The following is a 26623-nucleotide window of genomic DNA, read 5'->3' as shown; positions in this document are numbered from 1 at the left end:
TATGAATGGAGCACAGTGGGTGGTACATGCGTTGCGTGCACAGGGGGTCGACACCGTATTCGGCTATCCCGGTGGCGCAATTATGCCGGTCTACGATGCGTTGTACGACGGTGGCGTGGAACACCTGCTGTGCCGACACGAACAGGGGGCCGCGATCGCAGCCATTGGCTATGCCCGTTCCACCGGTAAAACGGGGGTCTGCATCGCTACTTCTGGTCCGGGGGCAACCAACCTGATCACCGGACTTGCAGATGCGCTGTTAGATTCGGTCCCTGTTGTCGCGATCACCGGGCAGGTTGCTGCGCCGTTCATCGGCACTGATGCGTTTCAGGAAGTGGATGTACTGGGGTTGTCGTTGGCCTGCACCAAGCACAGTTTCCTGGTGCAGTCTCTGGAAGAGCTGCCACGCATCATGGCGGAGGCGTTTGAGGTCGCTAACACGGGTCGTCCGGGTCCGGTTCTGGTTGATATCCCGAAAGATATCCAGTTAGCCACCGGGGCGCTGGAACCGTATTTCACGACCGTCGATAACGCGGCAGTTTTCCCTCAGGCTGACGTAGAGCAGGCGCGTAACATGCTGGCTCAGGCGCAAAAACCGATGCTGTATGTGGGAGGAGGCGTAGGGATGGCGCAGGCGGTTCCGGCGCTGCGTGAGTTTATTGCGGTAACGCAAATGCCGGTGACCTGCACGCTGAAAGGCCTGGGGGCTGTTGAGGCGGATTATCCCTACTATCTGGGGATGCTGGGTATGCATGGCACCAAAGCCGCGAATTTTGCCGTGCAGGAATGTGATTTGTTGATTGCCGTAGGTGCACGTTTTGATGACCGGGTGACCGGCAAACTGGATACTTTCGCGCCCCATGCCAGTGTTATCCACATGGATATCGATCCGGCTGAACTGAACAAACTGCGCCGGGCGCATGTCACCTTGCAGGGCGATTTGAATGCACTGCTGCCTGCGCTGCAACAACCGGTCGACATCGATGAATGGCGTCAGCGTAATGCGGAACTGCGTACTGACCACACCTGGCGCTACGATCATCCAGGGGAGGCCATCTACGCGCCGCTGCTGCTGAAACAGCTGTCGGAGCGTAAGCCTGCCAACTGTGTTGTAACGACGGATGTCGGTCAGCATCAGATGTGGTCTGCACAACATATGACCTACAGTCGCCCGGAGAATTTCATCACCTCCAGCGGCTTAGGCACAATGGGCTTTGGTTTACCGGCTGCCGTTGGGGCGCAGGTTGCGCGACCGGACGACACCGTTATCTGTATCTCCGGTGATGGCTCCTTCATGATGAATGTTCAGGAGCTGGGCACCGTAAAACGTAAGCAGTTACCGTTGAAGATCGTTTTACTGGATAACCAACGGTTAGGTATGGTTCGACAATGGCAGCAGCTGTTTTTCCAGGAACGATATAGCGAAACCACCTTAACCGATAACCCCGATTTCCTCACGTTAGCCAGCGCCTTCGGCATCCCTGGCCAACACATCACCCGAAAAGACCAGGTTGAAGCGGCGCTCGATACCCTGCTGAACAGCGACGGGCCATACCTGCTTCATGTCTCAATCGACGAACTTGAGAATGTCTGGCCACTGGTGCCGCCTGGCGCCAGCAACGCTGAAATGCTGGAGAAATTATCATGATGCAACATCAGGTCGCCGTAGAGGCTCGCTTTAACCCGGAAACGCTGGAACGTGTTTTACGTGTGGTACGCCACCGTGGTTTTCAGGTATGTGCCATGAATATGGAAGCCGCCCGTGACGCGCAGAATATAAATATCGAATTGACCGTTGCCAGTCCACGGTCGGTCGACTTACTGTTTAGTCAGTTAAGTAAGCTGGTGGATGTGGCACATGTTGCCATCTGCCAGAGCACAACAACATCACAACAAATCCGCGCGTAAGCGTGACAGGAAGAAGAAATGACGACGAAAAAAGCTGATTACATTTGGTTCAATGGCGAGATGGTTCGTTGGGAAGACGCGAAAGTTCACGTGATGTCCCACGCGCTGCACTACGGTACGTCTGTCTTTGAAGGCATCCGTTGCTATGACTCGCACAAAGGCCCGGTGGTGTTCCGTCATCGTGAACATATGCAACGCCTGCATGACTCAGCCAAAATTTATCGTTTCCCGGTCTCTCAGAGCGTGGATGAGTTGATGGAAGCCTGCCGTGAGGTGATCCGTAAAAACAACCTGACCAGCGCTTATATTCGCCCGCTGGTGTTTGTTGGCGATGTAGGCATGGGCGTGAACCCGCCTCCGGGATACACCACCGACGTCATTATCGCTGCGTTCCCGTGGGGCGCGTACCTGGGCGCTGAAGCGCTGGAACAAGGGATCGATGCAATGGTTTCCTCGTGGAACCGTGCCGCACCTAACACTATCCCGACCGCCGCAAAAGCGGGCGGTAACTACCTTTCGTCACTTCTGGTGGGTAGCGAAGCACGTCGTCATGGCTATCAGGAAGGTATTGCGCTGGATGTGAATGGTTACATCTCCGAAGGCGCTGGTGAAAACCTGTTTGAAGTGAAAGACGGTGTGCTGTTTACCCCGCCGTTTACCTCTTCCGCGTTGCCGGGGATCACCCGTGACGCCATCATTAAACTGGCGAAAGAACTGGGTATTGAAGTGCGCGAGCAGGTTCTGTCCCGCGAATCCCTGTATCTGGCGGATGAAGTCTTCATGTCTGGTACCGCGGCGGAAATCACCCCGGTTCGCAGTGTTGACGGCATTCAGGTGGGAGAAGGCCGCTGTGGTCCAGTCACCAAACGCATCCAGCAAGCGTTCTTCGGCCTGTTTACCGGTGAAACCGAGGACAAATGGGGCTGGTTGGATCAGGTAAATTCATAATTAAAGATAAATGGGACGGCACGCACCGTCCCGTTTTACAGACACCAGGAGTAAATAACGCATGCCTAAGTACCGTTCCGCTACCACCACTCATGGCCGCAATATGGCAGGAGCCCGCGCGCTGTGGCGCGCAACCGGAATGACGGATGCCGATTTTGGCAAACCGATCATTGCCGTCGTGAACTCATTCACCCAGTTTGTGCCAGGACACGTGCACCTGCGCGATCTCGGTAAACTGGTCGCTGAACAGATTGAAGCGTCCGGCGGCGTGGCGAAAGAGTTCAATACCATTGCCGTGGATGATGGTATCGCTATGGGTCACGGGGGCATGCTTTATTCACTGCCGTCGCGCGAGCTGATCGCAGATTCGGTGGAGTACATGGTGAATGCCCATTGTGCCGATGCAATGGTCTGTATCTCCAACTGCGACAAAATCACCCCAGGGATGCTGATGGCTTCCCTGCGTCTGAACATTCCGGTGATCTTCGTTTCCGGCGGTCCGATGGAAGCCGGGAAAACCAAGCTGTCTGATAAAATCATCAAGCTCGATCTGGTCGATGCCATGATCCAGGGCGCGGACCCGAAAGTCTCTGACGATCAGAGTAATCAGGTTGAACGTTCCGCCTGTCCGACCTGTGGCTCCTGTTCCGGGATGTTTACCGCGAACTCGATGAACTGTCTGACCGAAGCGTTGGGCCTGTCACAGCCGGGTAACGGTTCGCTGTTGGCGACTCACGCCGACCGTAAACAGTTGTTCCTCAATGCCGGTAAACGCATTGTTGAGCTGACTAAACGTTACTACGAGCAGGATGACGCCTCCGCGCTGCCGCGCAGCATAGCCAGCAAGGCAGCGTTTGAGAACGCCATGACGCTGGATATCGCGATGGGCGGTTCCACCAATACCGTTCTGCACTTACTGGCGGCGGCGCAGGAAGCGGAGATCGATTTCACAATGAGTGATATCGACAAACTTTCCCGTAAAGTGCCGCAGCTGTGCAAAGTGGCGCCGAGTACGCAGAAATACCATATGGAAGATGTTCACCGTGCGGGCGGGGTGTTGGGGATTCTGGGCGAGCTGGATCGTGCGGGCCTGTTGAACCGGGACGTGAAGAACGTGCTGGGGTTGACGTTGCCGCAAACCCTTGAGCAGTATGACATCACGGTGACGCAAGATGACGCCGTGAAGCAGATGTTCCGCGCAGGCCCTGCGGGTATTCGTACTACAGAAGCGTTCTCGCAGGATTGCCGCTGGGACTCGCTGGATGACGATCGCGCTGAAGGTTGTATCCGTTCGCTGGAACATGCCTACAGCAAAGATGGTGGTCTGGCGGTACTTTACGGTAACTTCGCGGAAAATGGCTGCATCGTCAAAACCGCCGGCGTGGATGACAGTATTCTGAAGTTCACTGGCCCGGCCAAAGTGTATGAAAGTCAGGATGAGGCGGTTGACGCGATCCTCGGCGGCAAAGTGGTGGCAGGCGATGTGGTCGTGATCCGCTACGAAGGGCCGAAAGGCGGACCGGGGATGCAGGAAATGCTTTACCCGACCACCTTCCTCAAGTCGATGGGCCTCGGCAAAGCGTGCGCACTGGTTACCGACGGTCGTTTTTCTGGCGGCACCTCTGGCCTCTCCATTGGTCACGTTTCACCGGAAGCGGCCAGCGGCGGCAATATCGCGATCATTGAAGACGGTGACATGATTGCTATCGATATTCCAAACCGTGGCATTCAACTGCAACTGAGCGATGCGGAAATTGCTGCGCGTCGTGAAGCTCAGGAAGCACGCGGCGACAAAGCGTGGACTCCGAAAAATCGTCAGCGTCAGGTGTCGTTTGCGCTGCGCGCCTATGCCAGCCTGGCGACCAGCGCCGATAAAGGCGCGGTCCGCGATAAATCGAAACTGGGAGGCTGATGATGGCCGAATCACAACCTCTGTCAGCAGCCCCGGAAGGGGCAGAATATCTGCGTGCGGTGCTCCGCGCGCCGGTATACGAAGCGGCGCAGGTGACGCCGCTACAAAAAATGGAAAAGCTCTCATCGCGCCTTGATAACGTGATCCTCGTGAAGCGCGAAGACCGGCAGCCCGTTCACAGCTTCAAGCTTCGAGGCGCTTACGCGATGATGGCAGGGCTGACCGAGGCGCAAAAAGCTCACGGGGTGATCACCGCTTCTGCAGGCAACCATGCCCAGGGCGTGGCGTTTTCCTCCGCTCGTCTGGGCGTGAAGGCGCTGATCGTGATGCCTGTTGCGACGGCCGATATCAAAGTCGATGCCGTTCGCGGGTTTGGCGGCGAAGTGCTGCTGCATGGCGCAAACTTTGATGAAGCGAAAGCGAAAGCGATTGAACTGTCGCAGCAACAGGGTTTTACCTGGGTTCCGCCATTCGATCATCCGATGGTGATTGCCGGTCAGGGGACGCTGGCGCTGGAACTGCTGCAGCAGGATGCGCATCTTGATCGTGTATTTGTACCGGTCGGCGGCGGCGGTCTGGCGGCGGGCGTGGCGGTACTGATTAAGCAATTGATGCCGCAAATCAAAGTGATTGCGGTGGAGGCGGAAGACTCCGCCTGTCTGAAAGCGGCGCTGGATGCGGGCCATCCGGTCGATCTCCCACGCGTTGGCCTGTTCGCCGAAGGTGTCGCGGTAAAACGCATTGGCGATGAAACCTTCCGTCTGTGTCAGGAATATCTCGACGACATCATCACCGTGGATAGCGACGCGATATGTGCGGCGATGAAAGACCTGTTCGAAGATGTTCGCGCAGTCGCAGAGCCTTCCGGCGCGCTGGCGCTGGCGGGAATGAAAAAGTACGTCGCTCAGCACAATATCCGCGGCGAACGTCTGGCGCATATCCTTTCCGGCGCTAACGTCAATTTCCACGGTCTGCGCTACGTTTCCGAGCGTTGCGAGCTGGGCGAACAGCGTGAGGCGCTGCTGGCAGTGACCATTCCGGAAGAAAAAGGCAGCTTCCTGAAGTTTTGCCAACTGCTGGGCGGTCGCTCAGTCACTGAATTTAACTATCGCTTTGCCGATGATAAGAACGCCTGCATTTTCGTCGGTGTCCGGTTGAGCAGGGGGATGGAAGAACGCACGGAGATCCTGAATCTGTTGCGCGACGGTGGCTACAGCGTGGTTGACCTCTCTGACGACGAAATGGCCAAGCTGCACGTACGCTACATGGTTGGCGGTCGTCCGTCGAAACCGCTACAGGAACGTTTATTCAGCTTCGAATTTCCGGAATCACCCGGCGCGCTGCTCAAGTTCTTGCATACGCTGGGGACCCACTGGAATATCTCGTTGTTCCATTACCGCAGCCACGGCACGGACTATGGCCGCGTACTGGCCGCGTTTGAACTGGGCGATCACGAACCGGATTTCGAAACGCGTTTGCAAGAACTGGGCTATGAGTGTCACGACGAAACGCATAACCCGGCATTCCGCTTTTTTCTTGCAGGCTAACCGCGGCTTAACAGGAGATGACCTGACCGGGTTATCTCCTGTTTTTTTGTAAGCTCAACGATAATACGTATGGGCAAACAGTTTTTTGTTATCATCTCCGTCTTTGAACAACCCATCATAATTCCCTTCCGGCAACAATAGCGCCTTCTCCGGACCATTAAGTAAGGTGATAGTTTTAGCGCCTGCCGACAAAGTAACCGGCGGGGCGAGTGTGATCCCTTCCACGTTTATTTGTGCTGATACGGGGGTGCCGGTTTCACTGTACAACTGATATCTTCCGGACAGCGGTACGTTAAATTCCTCCTGACGGCCAATGTGTAGTTGTCGCCCCGCCAATCTTATATTTGGCGCGACCTTGACGTAGCTGTTGTCGATGGCTTCTGCGATAGCAGAATAGATATTACTCAACCGGTAGGACCATATAATGACTTTCGGGGGGGACTGAGTCAGCACTTGCCAGGCTTCGGAATGTTTACCTTCTCGCCGTGTCTTTAAAACATACCAGGCATCGAGCCATAGCGTCGTCGGCTCCAGCCTGTTGGGCAGCATCCCTATACCATCAAAATACTTTTCGTCAGGTTTGAGCAGTGCTTCTGCTCTGGTAACCAGTTCAAGTTGTTGCACATTGTTAATTTTCAGGTAGCTGAGATTGAGACAGTAGCTTGAAACCAGGGTTACTGTTGTCACCGCCAGGATAAATAATCTCGTGGCTGGCCTGCGGTTTTGGGCGAGAAGGCTATCTAGCGGGATGAGGGACCAGAGCGATATAAACGGTAGCGCCATAATAAACACATAGGGCCAGGGCTGGTTATGAGTGAAAACTAACGTGGTAATGACGAATGAAAAAATCAGGGCGATGCGCGTTTTTTCATTCAAGGTTTTCCAGCGCTTTAATGCCATTATCATGCCGCTAAAACAGAGCAGATAGAGAAGCGTATTGTCTAAAAGGGTTTGCAAGACATATACACGAATCCCGTTATAGGCTTCGCTGCTGTATATCGCCACTTCTACCGGACCGAAGATCAAACCTTCAGCGATACGTAACGGGTCGCTGCCGCCAAATATAAAGCAATAGGCAATTGCAGGAAGTAACCAACCGGCGGTTAAGTAAAAGCCGCGAACGATAGCATCGATGAAATGTTTGCGCAGCGTAGCGTCAATCACTAATCCAAGCCCAAGCGCCAGATTGAAGAACGCTGATTTTTGGGTAACTAAAAACGCCAGTCCGCTCAGGATACCGGCGATAAAAATCTTTCTTGCGTTGAGCGTATGGCCGCGCAGAATTACCAGAATGGCGGCCAGGGCGAAAAACAGCGCCAGGGGCTCTGAACGGGTGCGGAAGATACGCTCCATAAAATTCGTAAAACAGAGTAAAACGAGAATAATAAAAAGCGCCCGTAAGCGCTGCTCGCCCAGCGCACGCGCGCAGGCATAGACCAGCAGCAGGGATCCACAAGCGAGAAGTGCCGTCTGCATCCGCGCGACGAGAATGATCGAAACCGCATCCCAGCCAATCAGGTGAGCCAGTTTATAAAACACCGCAAACCCTACGGCCTTAGGGGGGTGAATTGTGTCGAATAGTCCATTAGCAAAATACTTGGCGTAGCCAAGTTGGGCAAACTCATCCATGATCAAGAGAATATGCCAGGCAAAAACGAAAATAAGCGTAACTTTAATGGCAATACTCACACTAAGGAGGAGCGTTAACCTGCGCGGGCAGGCGCCAATAAAAAGCGTGCCGGAGGTATCCATTTTATTATCTTCTGGCTTTGCCATTGGCTTTATCTCCATCTCCATTTAGCACCAACTCCATGATTTCCTGCGCCATTTTTCGCCAGCTATAATGTTCTCTGGCATAACAAATCATGGCCTCACGTTCGTGGAGGGAGAGCACGCAGTTATCTATTGCGACAGAGCAGAACTGTGCCGAACGTTGTGGCTCGTTGAGGTCTATGTTCACACCATGTATCCAGCTTGCCGCTACGGGATCGGCTCTGTGAGCCGGGCTACCGCAGATGACGGGTAATCCACAAGCTATTGCCTCCTGGATAACAAGGGGATAGCCTTCTCCGACGGCCGGTAACAGAAGAACATCCGCACAGCGATAAAGCTCTGCCAGTGCGCGGGGGGCCTGAACGCCAAGATCGTAAACGTTGCTCAATCCCCATTCTGCGGGGCGAAGTGGGCCGTTTCCGGCCAGTAAAAACTGGCATTCCGGTCTGGTTATTGCCAGAGCGCGCAGTATCGACAACCCTTTCTTTTCAACATAACGACCCACGAATAGTATGCGCCGGGCACAAGGCGGGAGGTTGTATCTTGCCAGCGGAGTTTGACTGGATACTGAAGTCACGGGGGGATAGAAAATGGTGCTATCAACCCCGTTAAACAGCAATTTATACGGATAACGCGCAGGGGTCCCAAGCAGGTCATGGCGGACTGTATCGCTAATAAATACCCTGGCATCGGCGGCCCATAACATCGGGCGTGTTACGACCAAATTAGCCAGCCGCATAAGCAGACGCAGTACGGGTGATCTGAAAGGAATGGCGGCAATATGTTGAATCAGAATGACGGGCTTCGCGTGGAGTTTGGCCATCATCATACCAAGGATTGATGTGGCATAGAGCGCATCGTGAATCACCACCACGTCGCTACGCCGTACGGCGTCGCTAAGTGCGCAAATGGCTGTAGGGCCAGGTAACGGCATTGGCAGACCGGTGAGTTTCTCCAACGGATCGACGCAGCGTAACGCGATAATGTTGAGATTACCGGTAGGTAACGTATCGCTGGCGCTGGCTGCCCAATACGGTGTCGCTCCCAGGTGTGCGAACTGGCGGCACAAATGCCCGGCAACGCGTTCAATACCCCCGCCGTGTGCCTCGTAGAAATGGCTGATCGTCAAGATATTCACTGGCTAGACCCTCACCAGACGCATCGAATGGGGATAAACCACGAGATGGTGTGATACCGTCTTCTGTTGATAGTGCGGATTAAGGGGAACGTTAATCATATTTGTATGGCTTTACTGCGACCTGACGTGCTGATAGCCCAACGGCTAAGGAGAAAATTCAGCACGAGCATGCAGAGCGAAGCAAGCGGCGCAGCGATGGTCATCGGAAATTCCAGCCAGTGATACCAAATCCAGGTGCTGACAAAGGCAAGAGGGATATTCAACAACATGCTGATGGTATAACGGCCAAAGCCAGCAAATGAAAGCGGTTGTTTAAACGTGAATAAGCTGTGCAGGATATAACCGACGGTAGCGATGATGGCGAAAGACAACAGGATCGCTAACCAGAGCGCAACGCATAAACTATCCGCCACGATCATGATGGCATTATGTCCCAGGAAACAGCAGCCAGAAATGCAGAGATAAGTAAAAGAGGTGCGAATTTTCATCGGGGTGCTTTCCGGGCACGAAGTAAAAATACGCAGGCGTTGTCATGCCGTACTTGCGCCGGCGTGACATAATCTTCGAACATGGCGCGCAGATTCATCATGACGGCCAGACCTGAGGCTAGAACGCCGCCGATGAGGGGGAGCCGACGGATGAAAAACGCAAAACCTGTCAGGCGAATAATGGTGGTTGTAGCCAATGGGCCAACCAGAGCGTCGACTTCTTCAACCACAAACCCGCGATCGGTAAGATCGGATATGAGACCGGTGCGGGTCCAGCGGCGGTGATTTTCCGGATGAGGATGATAGAGCCAGGTTCCGTGCGTGGAGAGTAACAAGAGACCATCATCATTTAACAAACGCCGAATTTCAGAGCAATACGCATCAAGATCTCTGACGTGTTCCAGTACCTGGACTGAAAGTATGGCTCCTGCGGCACCATCAGCTAAAGGGATACGTCCCTGTGGGTCAATTTTGAGTGTACCGCTGTCATCAAGATCGGCACCACAATAGTTAATATTCAACTGACGCATCATTTCAGCATAGGGGGAATCGCCGCAGCCAAAGTCGATCATGAAGGTATTTGGCTGAATGTGACGTTCTGCTTGCTCGCGTAATCGTCTCGCCAGTGCACGTAACAACAACCAGTCAGTGTGCCAAATTCGAGGGGTGGCCCTGTTTCTTTTCATACTCCGGGTCCTTGCGGTGAGGTATCTGAATCATGCCGGTTCAGGCTGTCCAGCAGGAGCTGTAGTACGAATCCGGCCAGGACCATCAGCACTCCAGCGATGCAGGCTGTGCTGATGGCAAAAACAATGTGTACCGACTGTTCCATTGAGCCACGGGTAAATATCCAGTGAAAAGCAAGGAGGAGGTCGGCAAAAAAACCGGCTATGGCAAGCGCAGATCCGCTGAATACCAGCCACTCGAGAGGATGCGAGCGCATGAGCCAGGGGATAACCCGACTTTCCGCAATCGGGTGGTTAATGGCGATGGCGACCTTCGCTAACACGCCTAACAGGACAGCGATAAGACCAATAAGCGTCGACATTGTCGCCAGGGCAACGAAATGGATACCAAAATAGTAACCGTTGATTTCTATGGGGCCTGCGGCAAGCAGCGCAAGGCCGATAGCTCCGAGCAGTAGTAGCGTAAAGCCAGGGATCAAATAGAGCCTGTCCGGGGCATGAGCGATGAGAAGACGCAGATGTCTCCAGCCGTCACGAAATGAACGTAAATGAGGAGGACGGTTGCGTTTGTCCGGATAGAGCTTGATAGGCACTTCATGAATGATGAGTCCTGCGCGGTGCGCGTTAATGATCATTTCAGAGGCAAATTCCATACCGGTAGAACGAGTGGCCATTTTTTGAAATGCTTCGCGGGTAAAGGCCCGCATCCCACAGTGGAAATCGCGAATGGGTGAGTGGTAAAGCAGCCTGGCTATGCCGGAAAGCAGTGGATTTCCCAGATAGCGATGCAGAGGAGGCATTGCCCCTGGTTCAATTCCTCCAGCAAATCGATTACCCATAACAAAGTCTGCACCGCTTTCCAGTGCATCGACGAAAATATCTAGCTGGCTCCAGTCATAGGAGTCATCGGCATCAGCCATAATGAGATATTTACCTTTTGCCGCACTGGCAGCCGCGCTTATTGCTGCGCCATAACCTTTGACGGACTGATGAATAACTCGGGCACCCAGTGATTTTGCAATTTCAACGGATTGGTCTGTTGAGCCATTATCACCGATGATAATTTCACCTTGAATACCCAGGCGAGTAAACGCTTCTGTTACTTTCTTAATACAGATAGCAAGCGTAAGTTCTTCATTCAGGCATGGAATGATTGCTGAAACCAGGGGCGCGGGCTCTGCCGCCGGTATCTCAACAGGGGAGAAGGCAACCTGTCGAGAAATATAGTTGGCGGGAGTTAATAAATTATCTGAATAACCAAATCGATGAAAATGCGTTGAATGCATAATAGTAAGCTCCGATCCATGAGCAGGATTAAGAGTCTATCCCAATGGGCTATTACATTTGGCATTCTGAACCTGGGCAGGCGTTTGAACGACCATCAGAGCAGCCTGAAAGGCGTGTGAAGCGAGTCCTCCTCACGTATTCCGGCTATGAACCTTTTGTGCCGTGCCACCCGTGTTGCAACATGACTGTAAAAGTACACCTATTGGGATAGGCTCTATATATCTAATGGCAACTTTAATTTAATTCATATTCTGAATGATTTGGAATATGAATGGGTGCTAGTTAATATACCCTGTGTGGATAATATGCGTTAAGTTAATTCACAACTTAATTTGCGTTATATATATCTAACATCAGATTGCATCGTACAGGAGTTGTCGTTATTAAGTCTACTGGTTTATGGCATGAAAAATAGTAACAGTTTATTCGTTATTTATTAATATCTATAATGTGATGATTTATTCTGCGCGTCAGGCATTACCCATAAATATATTTTCGTGTAGCAAGTGCCGACGTCTTTCACCCAATGTTATCGCCACAACGCCGTCTCTCAAGCATCACAGACTACTTGTTCTGTTTTTGGGAACGGCTTAACAAGGGGAAGGTTTCATAGATTGCGGTAGGGAATATTCTTTACGCAGGGCGGCACTGCTCTGATTAGTTAAAGTCCTGACTTTTCAGCCAGGACTTTATCAGACGTCTGTTTTTGCTCTTACATCAGCAAATTACAGAGTCACCACATCAAATTCGACTTCGGGGTTCACATCAGCCTCGTAATCGACTTCGTCGAGGCCAAAACCGAACAGGTTGAGAAATTCCAGCTTGTAGCCTGCATAATCGGTTTCTTGCGCCAGGTTTTCGGTGGTGATCAGCGGCCACAGATCGCGGCATGCCTGCTGAATATCTTCACGCAGTTCCCAGTCATCCATGCGGATACGCTGGTGGTCATCAAGCGCAGCCTTGTCACCGTACAGGCTGGTGGTCATCAGACGGTTAATCTGCTCAATGCATCCTTCATGAATCCCTTGTTCTTTCATCAGTTTGAAGACCATAGAGATATACAGCGGCATTACTGGAATGGCTGAAGAAGCCTGTGTGACTACCGATTTCAGGACCGCAACGTTGGCTGTGCCATTGATTGAAGACAGTTGATTACGCAGCGCGCCTGCCGCACGGTCAAGGTCTTCTTTCGCTTTGCCCAGCGCGCCATGCCAATAGATTGGCCACGTCAGGTCGGTACCGATGTAAGAGTAAGCAACGGTTTTCACGCCGTCGGCCAGCACATTGGCCTGGCGCAGGGCATCTATCCACAGCTCCCAGTCTTCTCCGCCCATTACGGTCACGGTGTTCTGAACTTCTTCTTCCGTTGCGGGCTCAATGCTGGCCGTCGTGATCTGATCCTTATTGGTATCAATTGCTTTAGAGGTGTAAACCTCACCAATAGGTTTCAGCGCCGAACGGACAACTTCACCCGTTTTCGGCATTTTACGAACCGGGGAAGCGAGTGAATAAACGACTAAATCAATTTGGCCCAGGTCTTCTTTGATGAGCTTGATGACTTCATCACGACATTCGTCGGAGAACGCATCACCGTTAATGCTTTTGGAATACAGACCTTCCCGCTTTGCAGCTTCATCGAAAGCCGCGGCGTTATACCAGCCTGCTGAACCTGGTTTAGATTCGGTACCCGGTTTTTCGAAAAATACGCCGATAGTGGCGGCTCCGCTGCCAAACGCTGCGGAGATTCTTGATGCCAGTCCATAGCCGGTTGAAGCACCGATGACCAGCACGCGGGAAGGACCGTTTTCGATTTTCCCGTTTTGTTTAACGTACTCGATCTGCTTTTCCACATTGACTTTACAGCCAGTCGGATGGGTCGTTGTACAGATGAATCCACGGATTTTTGGCTTGATTATCATAATGATGGCTAATTTAGTTTGTGTTTCGCTGTCATAGGGGCAATGACACCGTCTGTGTATTATGGCGGGTCATTATACAGAAAAGATTCCGCAAAACTGAATCTACCTCTGATTTTAGACCTGACGCTGATACTACTCGGCAATTTTGCGCTCCAGCACAATTTTCCAGAACGCATCAATAAGCGGCTCATGCAGCCGTTTTTTCGGCGCGCAGACGCCCAGTTCGAACGGAGTTTTCTCGTCGCTACGCTCTAAAATCATGACGCGATTGCGCACCGGTTCGGGGCTGTTTTCCAGCACCACTTCGGGCAGTAGCGCCACGCCACAGCCGAGTGCGACCATCGACACCATCGCTTCGTGCCCCCCCACGGTGGCGTAAATCTGCGGGTTGCTGATTTTATGGCGACGAAACCACAGTTCAATGCGGCGGCGCACAGGCCCCTGATCGGCCATGATGAATGGCACCGTAGACCAGTCGGGTTTCTCCACCGAAACCTGATTGCGTACCGGGCAGGGCAGGGCCGGGGCAATGAGTACCACCGCCAGATTTTCCAGCATCGAAAACGCCACCGCGCCCGGCAGCGTTTCAGGCTTACCGGCAATCGCCAGATCCGCTTCGCCGGTCACCACCTTTTCCATGGCATCGGCGGCGTCGCCGGTGGTGAGTTTAATTTCTACTGAGGGATGCTCAGCGCGAAAGCGATCGAGGATTGGCGGCAGATGGCTGTAGGCGGCGGTCACCGAGCAGAAAATATGCAGTTCGCCCGATAGCGACGGACCTTGCTGATCGAGGGTGTGGCGCAGTTGCTGATACTGCAACAGCGTCTGCTGGGCAAACGTTCGCAGCTCTTCACCCGCTTCGGTCAGCGTGACTGTGCGATTATCGCGGACAAACAACGGCTGCCCGAGGTCTTCCTCAAGGCGCTGGATCTGCCGTGACAGCGTAGAAGGACTGACGTGCATCGCCCGCGCGCTGCGGCCAAAGTGGCGGCTTTCCGCCAGATGCAGGAACATTTTCAGATCGCGTAAATCCACCGGCGAACCTCTTAATTTTTACGTTGCAGTTATTGCAATGTGACGTTGTGAATATATCAATTTCCGCAATAAATTTCCTGTTGTACTGTGGAGTCATTCTCGCTGAACAGCGAACCGAATAATAAGCACCACAACACAACATCACGGAGTACACCACCATGGCTAACTACTTTAATACACTGAACCTGCGCCAGCAGCTGGCACAGCTGGGTAAATGTCGCTTTATGGGCCGCGATGAGTTCGCCGATGGCGCGAGCTACCTTCAGGGTAAAAAAGTGGTCATTGTCGGCTGTGGCGCGCAGGGTCTGAACCAGGGCCTGAACATGCGTGATTCCGGTCTGGATATCTCCTACGCCCTGCGTAAAGAGGCGATTGCTGAGAAGCGCGCATCCTGGCGTAAAGCGACTGAAAACGGCTTCAAAGTCGGCACGTATGAAGAGCTGATCCCGCAGGCGGATTTGGTGGTTAACCTGACGCCAGACAAACAACACTCTGACGTAGTGCGTTCCGTACAACCGCTGATGAAAGACGGCGCGGCGCTGGGTTACTCTCACGGCTTCAACATCGTTGAAGTGGGCGAGCAAATCCGTAAAGACATCACCGTAGTGATGGTGGCACCGAAGTGTCCGGGTACTGAAGTGCGTGAAGAATACAAACGTGGTTTCGGTGTGCCGACGCTGATCGCGGTTCACCCGGAAAACGATCCGAAAGGCGAAGGCATGGCGATTGCTAAAGCCTGGGCTGCAGCGACCGGCGGCCACCGTGCGGGCGTGCTGGAATCTTCCTTCGTGGCGGAAGTGAAATCCGACCTGATGGGCGAGCAGACCATTCTGTGCGGTATGCTGCAGGCTGGTTCTCTGCTGTGCTTCGATAAGCTGGTGGAAGAAGGGACTGACCAGGCATATGCCGAGAAACTGATTCAGTTCGGCTGGGAAACGATCACTGAAGCGCTGAAGCAGGGCGGTATCACGCTGATGATGGACCGTCTGTCCAATCCGGCGAAACTGCGCGCTTACGCGCTGTCCGAACAGCTGAAAGAAATTATGGCGCCGCTGTTCCAGAAACACATGGACGACATCATCTCCGGTGAGTTCTCTTCCGGCATGATGGCTGACTGGGCTAACGACGATAAGAAACTGCTGACATGGCGTGAAGAGACTGGTAAAACCGCGTTCGAAACCGCGCCGCAGTATGAAGGCAAAATCGGCGAGCAGGAGTACTTCGATAAAGGCGTACTGATGATCGCGATGGTAAAAGCGGGCGTTGAGCTGGCGTTTGAAACCATGGTGGATTCCGGCATCATCGAAGAGTCCGCGTACTACGAATCCCTGCACGAGCTGCCGCTGATCGCCAACACCATTGCGCGTAAGCGTCTGTACGAAATGAACGTGGTGATCTCTGATACTGCAGAATACGGTAACTACCTGTTCTCTTATGCCTGCGTACCGCTGCTGAAAGAGTTCATGACCACGCTGCAGACCGGCGACCTGGGTAAAGCGATTGCTGAAGGCGCAGTGGATAACGCTCAGTTACGCGATGTAAATGACGCGATTCGCAGCCATGCTATCGAGAAAGTCGGCCAGAAACTGCGTGGTTATATGACCGATATGAAGCGCATTGCCGTTGCGGGTTAAACCGACATTGTCGGGTGGCGGCTACGCCTGACCCGACCTACAAAAGTGCAAAGCCGAAGGCCGGATAAGCATCGTGCCATCCGGCAAAAAAAGCCCAGAGTCTGAACGCTCTGGGCTTTTGCTTAGTTACGGTACAGCACTTTGATGATGTGGTAGCCGAACTGGGTGTGCAGCGGGCCGGTCGGTTCCAGCACCGGGCAGGAAAAGACCACTTTATCGAACGCCGGAACCATCTGGCCCTGGCGGAATTCGCCTAAGTCACCGCCTCGTTTGCCTGACGGGCAGATGGAATGTTTCTTCGCCAGTTTGCCGAAGTCGGCGCCGTTTTTAATCTGCTCCAGAAGATCCAGTGCCAGTTTCTCTTCTTTAACAAGGATATGCAGTGCTGCTGCGGTTTTTGCCATGATCGTGCCTTGAGTCGGGGAAATGAAGGGGGCGATTTTAGCATGTGGGGAGAGGGAAAGAATATCCAGGCCAGCGGTTGGTGACTGGCCTGGATATAGGATTAGTGAATTTGCTGCTGCGACAGCTTCCAGACGCTGGCAATATTACGTGCCGAAATGCGCAGATTGTATTCCGCGTCCTCTAAGGCTTCCGGTAGCGTGGCGATGCGCGTCAACACAGAGAAAACGGCATCCAGCCCATGCTCATGAACAATCTGATGATCCTGGGTCAAACCGCCGGCAAGCGCAATAACCGGTTTTTGATAGCGTTTGGCGCAGCGGGCAACGCCAATCGGCGTTTTGCCGCAGATGCTCTGGCTGTCGAGGCGACCTTCTCCGGTGATCACCAGACTGGCATCGGCTACCAGGCGCTCCAGTTGCAGCGCGTTAATCACAATCTCCACACCGGGTTTTAAATCAGCGCCCAGTAGACCGAGTAATGCGGCTCCCATTCCGCCTGCTGCGCCAGCGCCCGGCGCATTCATTACATCCCGACCAGTAAACTCCTGTAGTCGCTTGCCATAAACCGCCAGCGCACCGTCTAACGCTGCAACCATCGCTTCCGTCGCCCCCTTTTGTGGGCCGAAAATGGCAGAGGCCCCCGTCGGACCGCACAGCGGATTGTTGACGTCGCAGGCCACGGTGATGGAGACCGTCTTTAGACGCGGGTCGGCGTGGGAAGTGTCGATTGTTGCCAGTTTACTGAGTGCACCGCCGCCTTCGGGAAGCGCGTCTCCGTTTTCATCAAGGAGGTCGATGCCCAGCGCCTGTAGCATGCCCGCGCCTCCGTCATTCGTCGCACTACCACCAATGCCAAGAATAATGTGCTCAACGCCCCGATCAAGTGCGGCAAGGATGAGCTCGCCCGTTCCATAGCTGGTGGTCAGCAGTGGGTTACGATGCTCTGGCGGTACATGGTGGAGACCTGACGCCGCAGCCATTTCGATCACCGCCGTCTTCCCGTCACCCAGCATTCCCCAGCGTGCCTGGACCGGTGTTCCCAGAGGGCCCGTGACATCGATAAAGTGGTAATGGCCCTCAGTGGCCTCCACCATCGACTCAACGGTGCCTTCGCCGCCGTCCGCCATAGGGAGTTTGACATACTGGGCATCGGGATATATTTCGCGAAACCCCTGTTCGATAGCCGTCGCCACCTGCATGGCAGACAAACTTTCTTTAAATGAATCTGGTGCAATAACAATTTTCATCGTGTGCTTACCCGGCGAGTCCGAAGACACCAAACAGCAGTGTCGAAATCAATGCGATGACGAAACCAACAAGGGTTTCATAAGGCAGAAGTTTTAAGCGTTCATGGATTTGCATACTGACGCTACCGCCAGTGGCGTGGAAAAAACTGCCGTGAGGGAGATGATCCAGAACCGTCGCCCCGGCATGAATCATGACTGCACCGGCAAGCGCAGAGACGCCAAGTCCCAGCAGCGTTTGACTGAACACGCCTGCTGCAACGGCGGTTCCGGCCGTTGTCGACGCGGTGGCCATCGACATAATTGCGCCAGAGATGGGGGCCAGGAGATAAGAAGGGAGACCGGAAGAGGTTAATCCGTCGATCAGGACCTCTTTTAACGCTGAGTTGGCAATGATGCCAGCCAGCGTGCCGGTACCGAGCAGCATAATGGCGACAGGTGCCATGCGCGTCAGCCCGGACATCATAAAGGCGTTACTTTGTTTAAATCGGCCCATCAGGATTGCGCCGACTAATCCTCCCACTGGCAGAGCAATGAGCGGATCGATAGCAATGCCCGCCACAGGACGCAGCGCTAACAGAATAATGGCAACAAGGGGGGCGCTGATGGCCGCCAGGAATCCGGGTTGTGTGCCGTGCGTGTCCTGAGAAATGATCTCTTCCGTTGTGACCATCGAGCCTTTTTGGCTCAGACGCTTCGCCAGAAAATAGGCGATTGCCAGGCCGAACAATCCGGGAATAATCCCCCCCATCATGACGGATGTGAGCGGGACATGGAATGAATCCGAAGCGGCAATGGCATTGGGATTCGGTGACATGACGTTACCCGCTTTGCCACCGCCAATCATCGCCAGCAAAATGGCGAGTTTTGATAGCCCGGCGCGTCTGGCTATCGAAAGCGCAATCGGCGCGACGGTAATCACCGCGACATCAATAAAAACGCCAACGGCCGTCAGAATCATAGTGGCAATGGCTAAGGCAAGCAGGGCACGACTTTCGCCCACTTTTTTCACTACCGTTTCCGCGATTGTGTTCGCGGCGCCGGATTCGATCAGCACACCAGCCAGTACGCCTGCAGCGAGAATGCGCAGTACGGCATTGGTGATGCCCTGCGCACCCGTGACCATCAGCGTGACGGTCTGGACCAGGTCTGCCCCGCCGACGAGACCACCGACCAGCGCACCCACCATCATGCCGTACGCGGGAGAGACTTTGCGTAATATTAAGACGATCGCCACCACGAGTGCGATGATGGCGCCTGTTGCGGATATTGAAACCATCTTCTGCTTTCTCCATAAAATTGACTGAGGCAGTATGGAGAAGCCGCCGGGAATAGCCTTGTGAGGATCCGCTAAAAAATACGCGTCTGACAGGATGTAAATTTGGAGGAAAATACAGACTACCGTTGCAGCTCCATGCCAATGTACAACCAAAGGAGTTGTTTCAAGTTGTTGATTTTTATTCCCGTTATCTCTTCAACGCGTTGCAGTCGATAGCGCAGGGTGTTTACGTGAATATGCAGACTGGTGGCAGTTTGCGAAAGATCACAATTATGTTCGAAATAGTGCTCCAATGTTTTTTGCATGACGCCTTTGCTGTCCTGAGTAACCAACTCGCACCATATTTTTGATAACTCTTCCGCTTGCCAGGTGCCGGAAAGTCCCCCCAGCAATGAGGCCAGCGCGTAGTCATCGTGAAAGATAAACTGATGCTTAAGTTTCAGCCTTTTCACCATCGCCTGGGTTGATTTCGCTGTCTGATAGGAGCGTCGCAGGCCATTTTCTCCCGCAAAATAGCCGCCGACGATGAGCCGTGAAAAGCCGCAGGACTGTGCGTAATGCTTAAATTTTTGTAACTCGTGCTGCTCCAGCGATTTATTGAGAGTCCCATTTTTCAGGGTGACAGGTTTGAGGATAATCAGCTCGTTAAAGTCGGAAAATGTCACCAGATGGTCGCGGGCGCTGTATTCAAAATAATCCATCAGCGTACGTAGCGCATCGCGATCCGGCTGCTGCAATTCCATGATAAGCACCACGCGCGGCAGCTGGAGATTAACGCCTAACCATGAGACCACGGCGCTTAACGATGACGGAGGCTGGTCGCGTAAAATAAGCTGGTTGATTAGCTCTTCGCGGTAGCGTTTATCCCACTGTTTTTGTTCAAGTAACGCCATTTGTTCAATGATGAGTTCCGACGCCATCTTGACGAGTTGCGCATAAGCCTTCACCTCACCCGGCTCTCCGGTGATACCCAGTACGCCGATAAGCTGATCGCGAAAATTTATTGGCAAATTAATACCGGGCTTCACACCTTTGAGTTTGTCAGCCGTCGCCGAATCGATTTCAACAATCCGGTTTTCAGTTAACGCCAGCACCGCACCTTCATGGCGCTGATGTAAACGGGACGCCTCACCTGAGGCAATGATCATGCCGTGCTCGTTCATGACGTTAACCGAATAGGGGATAATCCCCATCGTGCGTTGGACTATCTGGCGAGCGGTTGAGTCTTGTAGGTAGTAAGTGGCCTGGATCTTATTCATTGTATGCTCAGCATAAGAGGAGGTGCAGTACGTGGCAGCACCTGATTTATTAGCGTATTTGGTTCAGAAATGTTTCGGTTGAATAAACAAAGAAAGTGGGATGAACGGTCTTCTTTTTTGTCGGTTTATACAAGCCAAAGCAGCTTAGTCCGACTATTGTTACTGTTTTTCTTTTATACTCAATATGTTAATTAAACCTCTTGTGCAGGCGTTGTGTAATTTTTTCCGTGTGATCGGCGTTCAGGATTGTTCAGAATCTGGACAGCAGCACACGCTTACTTACCCTCACAGGCAGCGTTACGCGCGGTTACGGAAAGCTCAATCTCGACCTCGCTTTCTGCTACAATTCGTCCCCCGTTCGAAGATTGAGCACTTTTACCTATGCGTTTAAACCCCGGCCAACAACAAGCTGTCGAATTCGTCACCGGACCGTGCCTGGTGCTGGCGGGGGCGGGTTCCGGTAAGACACGCGTGATCACCAACAAGATCGCCCATCTGATCCGTGGCTGCGGCTACCAGGCGCGACACATTGCGGCGGTGACTTTTACTAATAAAGCGGCGCGCGAAATGAAAGAGCGTGTCGGACAGACGCTGGGACGCAAAGAAGCGCGCGGGTTGATGATCTCCACTTTCCATACGTTAGGGCTGGAGGTGATTAAACGCGAATACGCCGCGCTGGGGATGAAGTCGAATTTTTCGCTGTTTGATGACACGGACCAGGTTGCGCTGCTCAAAGATCTGACGGAAGGGCTGATTGAAGACGACAAAGTGATACTGCAACAGCTGATCTCGACGATCTCGAACTGGAAGAACGATCTCAAAACGCCCGCACAGGCGGCCGCCGGTGCGAAAGGCGAGCGCGATCGTATCTTTGCGCACTGCTACGGGCTGTACGACGCGCATATGAAAGCCTGCAATGTCCTCGACTTTGATGATTTGATTCTGCTACCGACGCTGCTGTTGCAACGTAATGAAGAGGTGCGTGAGCGCTGGCAGAACAAGATTCGCTATCTGCTGGTGGATGAATATCAGGACACCAACACCAGTCAGTACGAACTGGTGAAATTGCTGGTGGGAAACCGGGCGCGATTCACCGTCGTAGGGGACGACGATCAGTCGATTTACTCCTGGCGCGGGGCGCGTCCGCAAAACCTGGTGTTGTTAAGTCAGGATTTTCCGGCGTTACAGGTGATCAAACTGGAGCAGAACTACCGCTCCTCCGGGCGGATCCTGAAGGCGGCGAACATCCTCATTGCCAATAACCCGCACGTCTTTGAAAAACGGCTTTTTTCCGAGCTGGGATATGGCGCGGAACTCAAAGTTCTGAGTGCGAATAATGAGGAGCACGAAGCCGAGCGGGTGACCGGGGAACTCATCGCCCATCACTTTGTAAATAAAACGGAATACAAAGATTACGCCATTCTGTATCGCGGCAACCACCAGGCGCGAGTATTCGAAAAATTCCTCATGCAGAACCGGATCCCCTACAAAATCTCCGGTGGAACGTCGTTCTTCTCGCGTCCGGAAATTAAAGACTTGCTGGCCTATCTGCGGGTGTTGACCAATCCGGATGATGACAGCGCGTTCCTGCGTATTGTGAATACGCCAAAGCGTGAAATCGGCCCCGCCACGCTGCAAAAGCTGGGTGAATGGGCGATGACGCGGAACAAAAGCCTGTTTACCGCCAGTTTTGATCTGGGGCTTAGCCAGACGCTCACCGGGCGCGGCTATGACTCGCTCACCCGTTTTACCCACTGGCTGGGCGAGGTTCAGCGGTTGGCAGAACGTGAGCCGATTGCCGCTGTTCGCGATCTCATCCACGGAATTGATTACGAATCATGGCTTTACGAAACGTCGCCCAGCCCAAAAGCCGCTGAAATGCGCATGAAAAACGTCAACCAGCTGTTTAGCTGGATGACCGAAATGCTGGAAGGCAGCGAACTGGATGAGCCGATGACGCTCACTCAGGTTGTCACCCGCTTCACGCTACGTGACATGATGGAGCGCGGCGAGAGTGAGGAAGAGCTGGATCAGGTGCAACTGATGACGCTGCATGCCTCGAAAGGGCTGGAGTTCCCGTATGTGTTTATGGTGGGTATGGAAGAAGGCTTCCTGCCACACCAGAGCAGCATCGATGAAGACAACATTGATGAAGAGCGCCGCCTGGCTTATGTCGGCATCACCCGCGCGCAGAAAGAGCTGATTTTTACGTTGTGTAAAGAGCGACGTCAGTACGGTGAACTGGTGCGTCCGGAGCCGAGCCGCTTCCTGCTGGAGTTACCGCAGGACGATCTGATCTGGGAGCAGGAGCGTAAAGTGGTGAGCGCTGAAGAGCGAATGCAGAAAGGGCAAAGCCATCTGGCGAATCTGAAAGCGATGATGGCGGCGAAAAGAGAGAAATCGTAGGCTGGAGGCCGGATTAGGCATTTACGCCGCCCTCCGGCAGTGAATCATTCACGCACTGCTAAAGGCCAGTGGACATAGCTCTGCCACTGGCTTTCTTGTTCAATCAACTCTTTCCCTAGCGGATGCTGTTCCAGCCAGTCCGGCGGTAGCGCCAGGGTGAGAATTTCATTCGATGCCTGTAGCGTAATGGCTGGCACCAGATCGTCACGACGGCGGCTGGCGAAGATAATCGCCAGTCTGAGCAGACGACAAAGATGCTCCGCCACACGCGGCGGTACGGCATTTTGCTGATGCAACGACGAGAGATCGACCGGGTTGGTCTGATTTAACAATAGCGTGGCGAGCAGTTTTTTCTGTGCGGGCGTGAAACCCGGCAGATCCAGATTACGGACCAGATAGGCGGCATGCTGAGGCGCTTGCTTAAAATCAACGCTCAGGCCTATCTCGTGCAGCTGGCAGGCGCTGATCAGCAGTTCGCGGCTGATCGGCTCAAGATGCCACTCATTTTCTACCTGATCGAGAAAACTCACCGCCAGATTCGCAACGCGATGCGCCTGTTCGGTATCCACCATAAACCGGCGCTGAATATTACGCAGCGTGCGGCTGCGAATATCCTGATCCACCGCAAGATGCAGCATCCCGTAGACCAGCCCTTCACGTAATGCCCCACCGGCCAGGGTCATACACTGAATATTGAGTTCGGTGAAGATGGCGATAAGAATAGCCAACCCGCTGGGGAACACCAGCGCGCGTTCCAGGGTTAAGCCTTCAATTTCAAGCTCTTCCAGGCGACCACAGTGAATCGCCCGCTGTTTCAACTGCTGCAGTTTCGCCAGCGTGATGCGCTCATCCATCCCCTGCGCCATCATGATTTCCTGCAACGCCTGAACGGTGCCGGAGGCACCGACGCAGACTTTCCAGCCGTGATAGCGAAGTTCATCGGCGACCGGGCGCAGCACATCGCGCGCCGCTTTTTCCGCTTCGTCGAAATTCTCTTGTGCCAGATTGCGATCGGTAAAGTAGCGTTCGAGCCAGGTGACGCAGCCCATTGACAGGCTGAACAGGGAGGTGGTTTGCGCACCTGTTCCGGTGACCAGTTCGGTGCTGGCGCCGCCGATATCGACGACCAGACGCTGATCCGCTCCGCCAGTGGTGTGCGCCACGCCCTGATAAATCAGGCGCGCTTCTTCTTCACCACTGATGACCTGAACCGGACAACCGAGGATTTCCTGCGCTTTATCGATAAACTCGCTGGCGTTTACCGCGATACGTAACGTAGCCGTAGCGACCACGCGAATTTGCGGCTGCGGAATATCCTGAAGGCGCTCGGCAAACAGACGCAGGCATTGCCAGCCGCGTTCCATTGCTTCAGCAGAAAGGACATTGTTGCTGTTCAGACCGGCGGCCAGACGCACTTTGCGTTTAATGCGCGTGAGCGTCTGGATGCTGCCCGCTACCTCGCGTACGACCAGCATATGAAAACTATTGGAACCGAGATCGATAGCGGCGTACAACGAGGTAGAATTCATACACTTCATCCTTCAACCGGTATCTGTGCTGGCTGCGTTTTTTCACCCGAATCACTGGCTAAAGTAAGTTCATCAGGATTCGTTTTCTTGCCGCCCTGATACAGGCTGAATGATGTTGTGTATGGCATAACTTTCTTAACCTGAACGACGACGATTACGCGGAGCACCGCCAGAGCGGCGCGGGCCATTGCCAGGGCGCGTACGCGTCAGGCGCAGCGGCTTCGGCAGATTGTTCATCAACGCTTCCGGGTTGTATTTACTCACCGGAATCGAGTGACCAATGTAGGTTTCAATCGCTGGTAGGTTCAGGGCGTACTCTTCACAGGCCAGGCTGATCGAGTGACCGCTTGCACCAGCACGGCCCGTACGACCGATGCGGTGTACGTAGTCTTCGCAATCGTCCGGCAGATCGTAGTTAAATACGTGCGTCACGGCAGGAATGTGCAGGCCGCGCGCGGCAACGTCGGTTGCGACCAGAATATCCAGATCGCCACGGGTAAATTCGTCGAGAATACGCAGACGTTTTTTCTGCGCCACATCGCCAGTCAGCAAACCAACGCGATGACCATCGGCGGCCAGATGACCCCAGATATCTTCGCAGCGGTGTTTGGTGTTCGCGAAGATGATGGCGCGATCCGGCCACTCTTCTTCGATCAGCGTTTGCAGTAAGCGCATTTTCTCTTCGTTAGACGGATAGAAAAGCTCTTCTTTAATACGGTGACCCGTTTTTTGTTCCGGCTCGACTTCAACGTATTCGGCGTTGTTCATCTGTTCGAACGCCAGTTCACGCACGCGGTAAGAGAGGGTAGCAGAGAACAACATGTTCAGGCGTTGGTTGGCCGGCGGCATGCGGCGGAACAGCCAGCGAATATCTTTAATAAAGCCCAGATCGTACATGCGATCGGCTTCATCGAGGACCACCACCTGGATGGCGCCCAGGTTGATGTGATTCTGTTTCGCGTAATCGATCAGACGACCCGTGGTGCCGATGAGAATATCGACGCCGCTTTCCAGCACTTTTAGCTGTTTGTCGTAACCGTCACCGCCGTAAGCGAGACCCAGCTTCAGACCGGTCGTCTGTGCCAGCGGCTCGGCATCAGCGTGGATCTGCACGGCTAACTCACGCGTCGGCGCCATAATTAAGGCGCGTGGCTGGTTCACCTTGCGATCGTCAATCGCGGGATGAGAGAGAAGATAATGAAACGTTGACGTCAGGAACGCCATCGTTTTTCCGGTACCGGTTTGCGCCTGCCCTGCAACATCGCGACCAGCCAGCGTAAGCGGCAGTGCGAGGGCCTGAATGGGCGTGCAGTTATGAAAGCCTTTATTTTCAAGGGCTTCGATAACCTTTGGGTGCAGGGCGAAGTCGGAAAACTTCTGTTCTGTTAAATGTGTTTTGCTCATAGTGTGGTAGAATATCAGCTTACTATTGCTTTACGAAAGCGTATCCGGTGAAATAAAGTCAACCTTTAGTTGGTTAATGCTGTACACAAATCATTCATGATGCGTCGAGGCGGCAAGCGAACGCGTCCACAAGAACGTACAGAGTACGTGACCTGGACGATGAGTGAAGCCAACAAAGAGGCAGCTTAAAGGATGATGTGTATACACCAACACACCAGGCTTATTCCTGTGGAGTTTATATGAGCGATAAAATTATTCACCTGACTGACGACAGTTTTGACACGGATGTACTCAAAGCGGACGGGGCGATCCTCGTTGATTTCTGGGCAGAGTGGTGCGGACCGTGCAAAATGATCGCCCCGATTCTGGATGAAATCGCTGACGAATATCAGGGCAAATTGACGGTTGCTAAACTGAACATTGACCAAAACCCAGGCACTGCGCCGAAGTATGGTATCCGTGGCATCCCGACCCTGCTGCTGTTCAAGAACGGTGAGGTTGCAGCGACCAAAGTGGGCGCACTGTCCAAAGGTCAGCTGAAAGAGTTCCTCGACGCGAACCTGGCGTAAGCCGGACGTCTCATGTTCGGGCGACCTGAATCCTAATTGATTCGGATGACTGGACGCCCGACTTGAGTCGTGCTAAGTTAGTGTTGACTTCGTATTAAACATACCTTATTAAGTTTGAATCTTGATAACTCCAATACTTCCCGTTTTTTCTCGCACGCGAAGTGGACAGATTCCTGGCTTATCATTCAATCCGTCTTGTCGTTTCAGTTCTGCGTACTTTCCTGTGACCAGACAGCGAACAGACATGAGTTGAT

At 53.4% G+C, this 26623-nt stretch carries 22 protein-coding genes; 9 read left to right on the top strand and 13 right to left on the bottom strand.

Features of this window, described 5'->3' with window-relative positions; genetic code table 11:
* The first annotated feature begins 1 nt into the window (after position 1).
* The 5 genes from ilvG to ilvA all read left to right on the top strand — a co-directional run bounded on the left by ilvG (position 2) and on the right by ilvA (position 6315).
* Complete coding sequence (ilvG, locus tag HVX64_RS23060; RefSeq protein WP_044258256.1) at positions 2–1648, top strand: acetolactate synthase 2 catalytic subunit; 1647 nt, start codon at positions 2–4, stop codon at positions 1646–1648.
* A complete protein-coding gene (ilvM, locus tag HVX64_RS23055) occupies positions 1645–1908 on the top strand; it encodes an acetolactate synthase 2 small subunit (RefSeq protein WP_042326055.1) in 264 nt (87 codons plus the stop codon). Before ilvG ends, ilvM begins: the two co-directional genes overlap by 4 nt.
* Positions 1909–1926: 18 nt before the next feature.
* Entirely contained in the window at positions 1927–2856 is a 930-nt protein-coding gene (gene ilvE / locus HVX64_RS23050) for a branched-chain-amino-acid transaminase (RefSeq protein WP_042998773.1), read from the top strand.
* Between the two features lie 61 nt (positions 2857–2917).
* On the top strand, positions 2918–4768 hold the full coding sequence (gene ilvD, locus HVX64_RS23045) for a dihydroxy-acid dehydratase (RefSeq protein WP_042998774.1): 1851 nt from the start codon (positions 2918–2920) through the stop codon (positions 4766–4768).
* A 2-nt stretch (positions 4769–4770) separates the two neighbouring features.
* On the top strand, positions 4771–6315 hold the full coding sequence (ilvA, locus tag HVX64_RS23040) for a threonine ammonia-lyase, biosynthetic (protein ID WP_043001785.1): 1545 nt from the start codon (positions 4771–4773) through the stop codon (positions 6313–6315).
* A 54-nt stretch (positions 6316–6369) separates the two neighbouring features.
* Here ilvA and HVX64_RS23035 read toward each other — a convergent pair whose 3' ends face one another.
* From HVX64_RS23035 to ilvY, 7 genes are all read right to left on the bottom strand, one after another.
* Positions 6370–8091, bottom strand: a complete 1722-nt coding sequence (locus HVX64_RS23035; protein ID WP_044258259.1) for a hypothetical protein — start codon at positions 8089–8091, stop codon at positions 6370–6372.
* Positions 8072–9226: a glycosyltransferase family 4 protein gene (locus tag HVX64_RS23030; RefSeq protein WP_044258261.1), complete on the bottom strand. Its 1155-nt coding sequence runs from the start codon at positions 9224–9226 to the stop codon at positions 8072–8074. Before HVX64_RS23030 ends, HVX64_RS23035 begins: the two co-directional genes overlap by 20 nt.
* Before the next feature lie 95 nt (positions 9227–9321).
* Positions 9322–9714: a GtrA family protein gene (locus HVX64_RS23025; RefSeq protein WP_044258263.1), complete on the bottom strand. Its 393-nt coding sequence runs from the start codon at positions 9712–9714 to the stop codon at positions 9322–9324.
* Positions 9711–10400, bottom strand: coding sequence for a methyltransferase domain-containing protein (locus HVX64_RS23020; RefSeq protein WP_181825198.1), 690 nt, complete (start codon positions 10398–10400; stop codon positions 9711–9713). Before HVX64_RS23020 ends, HVX64_RS23025 begins: the two co-directional genes overlap by 4 nt.
* Positions 10397–11686 (bottom strand): glycosyltransferase family 2 protein, encoded by a 1290-nt coding sequence (locus HVX64_RS23015; RefSeq protein WP_082010097.1) that lies wholly within the window; start codon positions 11684–11686, stop codon positions 10397–10399. Before HVX64_RS23015 ends, HVX64_RS23020 begins: the two co-directional genes overlap by 4 nt.
* A 726-nt stretch (positions 11687–12412) precedes the next feature.
* Positions 12413–13606 (bottom strand): enoyl-ACP reductase FabV, encoded by a 1194-nt coding sequence (fabV, locus tag HVX64_RS23010; protein WP_042998779.1) that lies wholly within the window; start codon positions 13604–13606, stop codon positions 12413–12415.
* 132 nt (positions 13607–13738) lie between these two features.
* Positions 13739–14641, bottom strand: a complete 903-nt coding sequence (ilvY, locus tag HVX64_RS23005) for an HTH-type transcriptional activator IlvY (RefSeq protein ID WP_042998780.1) — start codon at positions 14639–14641, stop codon at positions 13739–13741.
* Between the two features lie 158 nt (positions 14642–14799).
* Between ilvY and ilvC the strand changes: the two genes are divergently transcribed.
* Complete coding sequence (gene ilvC / locus HVX64_RS23000) at positions 14800–16275, top strand: ketol-acid reductoisomerase (protein WP_044258267.1); 1476 nt, start codon at positions 14800–14802, stop codon at positions 16273–16275.
* A gap of 122 nt (positions 16276–16397) precedes the next feature.
* Here the strand turns inward: ilvC and ppiC are convergent, their stop codons facing one another.
* The 4 genes from ppiC to HVX64_RS22980 all read right to left on the bottom strand — a co-directional run bounded on the left by ppiC (position 16398) and on the right by HVX64_RS22980 (position 20461).
* Positions 16398–16679 carry a peptidylprolyl isomerase PpiC gene (gene ppiC / locus HVX64_RS22995; protein WP_001140251.1) on the bottom strand — a complete coding sequence of 94 codons (282 nt, stop codon included), beginning with the start codon at positions 16677–16679 and terminating at the stop codon, positions 16398–16400.
* A gap of 101 nt (positions 16680–16780) precedes the next feature.
* Positions 16781–17926, bottom strand: coding sequence for a glycerate kinase (locus tag HVX64_RS22990; RefSeq protein ID WP_044258269.1), 1146 nt, complete (start codon positions 17924–17926; stop codon positions 16781–16783).
* Between the two features lie 7 nt (positions 17927–17933).
* Positions 17934–19202 (bottom strand): SLC13 family permease, encoded by a 1269-nt coding sequence (locus HVX64_RS22985; protein WP_042998783.1) that lies wholly within the window; start codon positions 19200–19202, stop codon positions 17934–17936.
* 119 nt (positions 19203–19321) lie between these two features.
* Complete coding sequence (locus HVX64_RS22980) at positions 19322–20461, bottom strand: sugar diacid recognition domain-containing protein (RefSeq protein ID WP_044258273.1); 1140 nt, start codon at positions 20459–20461, stop codon at positions 19322–19324.
* A gap of 381 nt (positions 20462–20842) precedes the next feature.
* On the opposite strand from HVX64_RS22980, the gene rep reads away from it, so the two are divergent.
* On the top strand, positions 20843–22867 hold the full coding sequence (gene rep, locus HVX64_RS22975; protein ID WP_044258274.1) for a DNA helicase Rep: 2025 nt from the start codon (positions 20843–20845) through the stop codon (positions 22865–22867).
* A gap of 44 nt (positions 22868–22911) precedes the next feature.
* Here rep and gppA read toward each other — a convergent pair whose 3' ends face one another.
* Positions 22912–24396, bottom strand: a complete 1485-nt coding sequence (gene gppA / locus HVX64_RS22970) for a guanosine-5'-triphosphate,3'-diphosphate diphosphatase (protein ID WP_044258276.1) — start codon at positions 24394–24396, stop codon at positions 22912–22914.
* Between the two features lie 135 nt (positions 24397–24531).
* A complete protein-coding gene (rhlB, locus tag HVX64_RS22965) occupies positions 24532–25800 on the bottom strand; it encodes an ATP-dependent RNA helicase RhlB (protein ID WP_042998787.1) in 1269 nt (422 codons plus the stop codon).
* Positions 25801–26039: 239 nt separating this feature from the next.
* On the opposite strand from rhlB, the gene trxA reads away from it, so the two are divergent.
* Both trxA and HVX64_RS22955 read left to right on the top strand, forming a co-directional pair.
* Positions 26040–26369, top strand: a complete 330-nt coding sequence (gene trxA, locus HVX64_RS22960; RefSeq protein ID WP_001280776.1) for a thioredoxin TrxA — start codon at positions 26040–26042, stop codon at positions 26367–26369.
* A 133-nt stretch (positions 26370–26502) separates the two neighbouring features.
* The gene (locus HVX64_RS22955) at positions 26503–26622 is read left to right on the top strand and encodes a rho operon leader peptide (protein WP_071887707.1); all 120 of its coding nucleotides are present in this window, start codon (positions 26503–26505) and stop codon (positions 26620–26622) included.
* The last annotated feature ends 1 nt before the right edge of the window (position 26623 follow it).

This window comes from Citrobacter sp. RHB20-C16 (assembly GCF_013890155.1).
Classification (GTDB): domain Bacteria; phylum Pseudomonadota; class Gammaproteobacteria; order Enterobacterales; family Enterobacteriaceae; genus Citrobacter_A; species Citrobacter_A amalonaticus.
This window is presented reverse-complemented; position numbering and strand designations above follow the sequence as displayed.

What these genes read in the sequence shown, in the direction of transcription:
- ppiC (WP_001140251.1), bottom strand. Translation starts at nt 16,679, where the DNA reads ATGGCAAAAACCGCAGCAGCACTGCATATCCTTGTTAAAGAAGAGAAA.
- HVX64_RS23025 (WP_044258263.1), bottom strand. Translation starts at nt 9,714, where the DNA reads ATGAAAATTCGCACCTCTTTTACTTATCTCTGCATTTCTGGCTGCTGT.
- HVX64_RS23035 (WP_044258259.1), bottom strand. Translation starts at nt 8,091, where the DNA reads ATGGCAAAGCCAGAAGATAATAAAATGGATACCTCCGGCACGCTTTTT.
- ilvE (WP_042998773.1), top strand. Translation starts at nt 1,927, where the DNA reads ATGACGACGAAAAAAGCTGATTACATTTGGTTCAATGGCGAGATGGTT.
- ilvM (WP_042326055.1), top strand. Translation starts at nt 1,645, where the DNA reads ATGATGCAACATCAGGTCGCCGTAGAGGCTCGCTTTAACCCGGAAACG.
- HVX64_RS22990 (WP_044258269.1), bottom strand. Translation starts at nt 17,926, where the DNA reads ATGAAAATTGTTATTGCACCAGATTCATTTAAAGAAAGTTTGTCTGCC.
- trxA (WP_001280776.1), top strand. Translation starts at nt 26,040, where the DNA reads ATGAGCGATAAAATTATTCACCTGACTGACGACAGTTTTGACACGGAT.
- rhlB (WP_042998787.1), bottom strand. Translation starts at nt 25,800, where the DNA reads ATGAGCAAAACACATTTAACAGAACAGAAGTTTTCCGACTTCGCCCTG.
- ilvD (WP_042998774.1), top strand. Translation starts at nt 2,918, where the DNA reads ATGCCTAAGTACCGTTCCGCTACCACCACTCATGGCCGCAATATGGCA.
- ilvA (WP_043001785.1), top strand. Translation starts at nt 4,771, where the DNA reads ATGGCCGAATCACAACCTCTGTCAGCAGCCCCGGAAGGGGCAGAATAT.
- HVX64_RS23015 (WP_082010097.1), bottom strand. Translation starts at nt 11,686, where the DNA reads ATGCATTCAACGCATTTTCATCGATTTGGTTATTCAGATAATTTATTA.
- gppA (WP_044258276.1), bottom strand. Translation starts at nt 24,396, where the DNA reads ATGAATTCTACCTCGTTGTACGCCGCTATCGATCTCGGTTCCAATAGT.
- ilvG (WP_044258256.1), top strand. Translation starts at nt 2, where the DNA reads ATGAATGGAGCACAGTGGGTGGTACATGCGTTGCGTGCACAGGGGGTC.
- HVX64_RS22980 (WP_044258273.1), bottom strand. Translation starts at nt 20,461, where the DNA reads ATGAATAAGATCCAGGCCACTTACTACCTACAAGACTCAACCGCTCGC.
- HVX64_RS22985 (WP_042998783.1), bottom strand. Translation starts at nt 19,202, where the DNA reads ATGGTTTCAATATCCGCAACAGGCGCCATCATCGCACTCGTGGTGGCG.
- ilvC (WP_044258267.1), top strand. Translation starts at nt 14,800, where the DNA reads ATGGCTAACTACTTTAATACACTGAACCTGCGCCAGCAGCTGGCACAG.
- HVX64_RS23020 (WP_181825198.1), bottom strand. Translation starts at nt 10,400, where the DNA reads ATGAAAAGAAACAGGGCCACCCCTCGAATTTGGCACACTGACTGGTTG.
- rep (WP_044258274.1), top strand. Translation starts at nt 20,843, where the DNA reads ATGCGTTTAAACCCCGGCCAACAACAAGCTGTCGAATTCGTCACCGGA.
- fabV (WP_042998779.1), bottom strand. Translation starts at nt 13,606, where the DNA reads ATGATAATCAAGCCAAAAATCCGTGGATTCATCTGTACAACGACCCAT.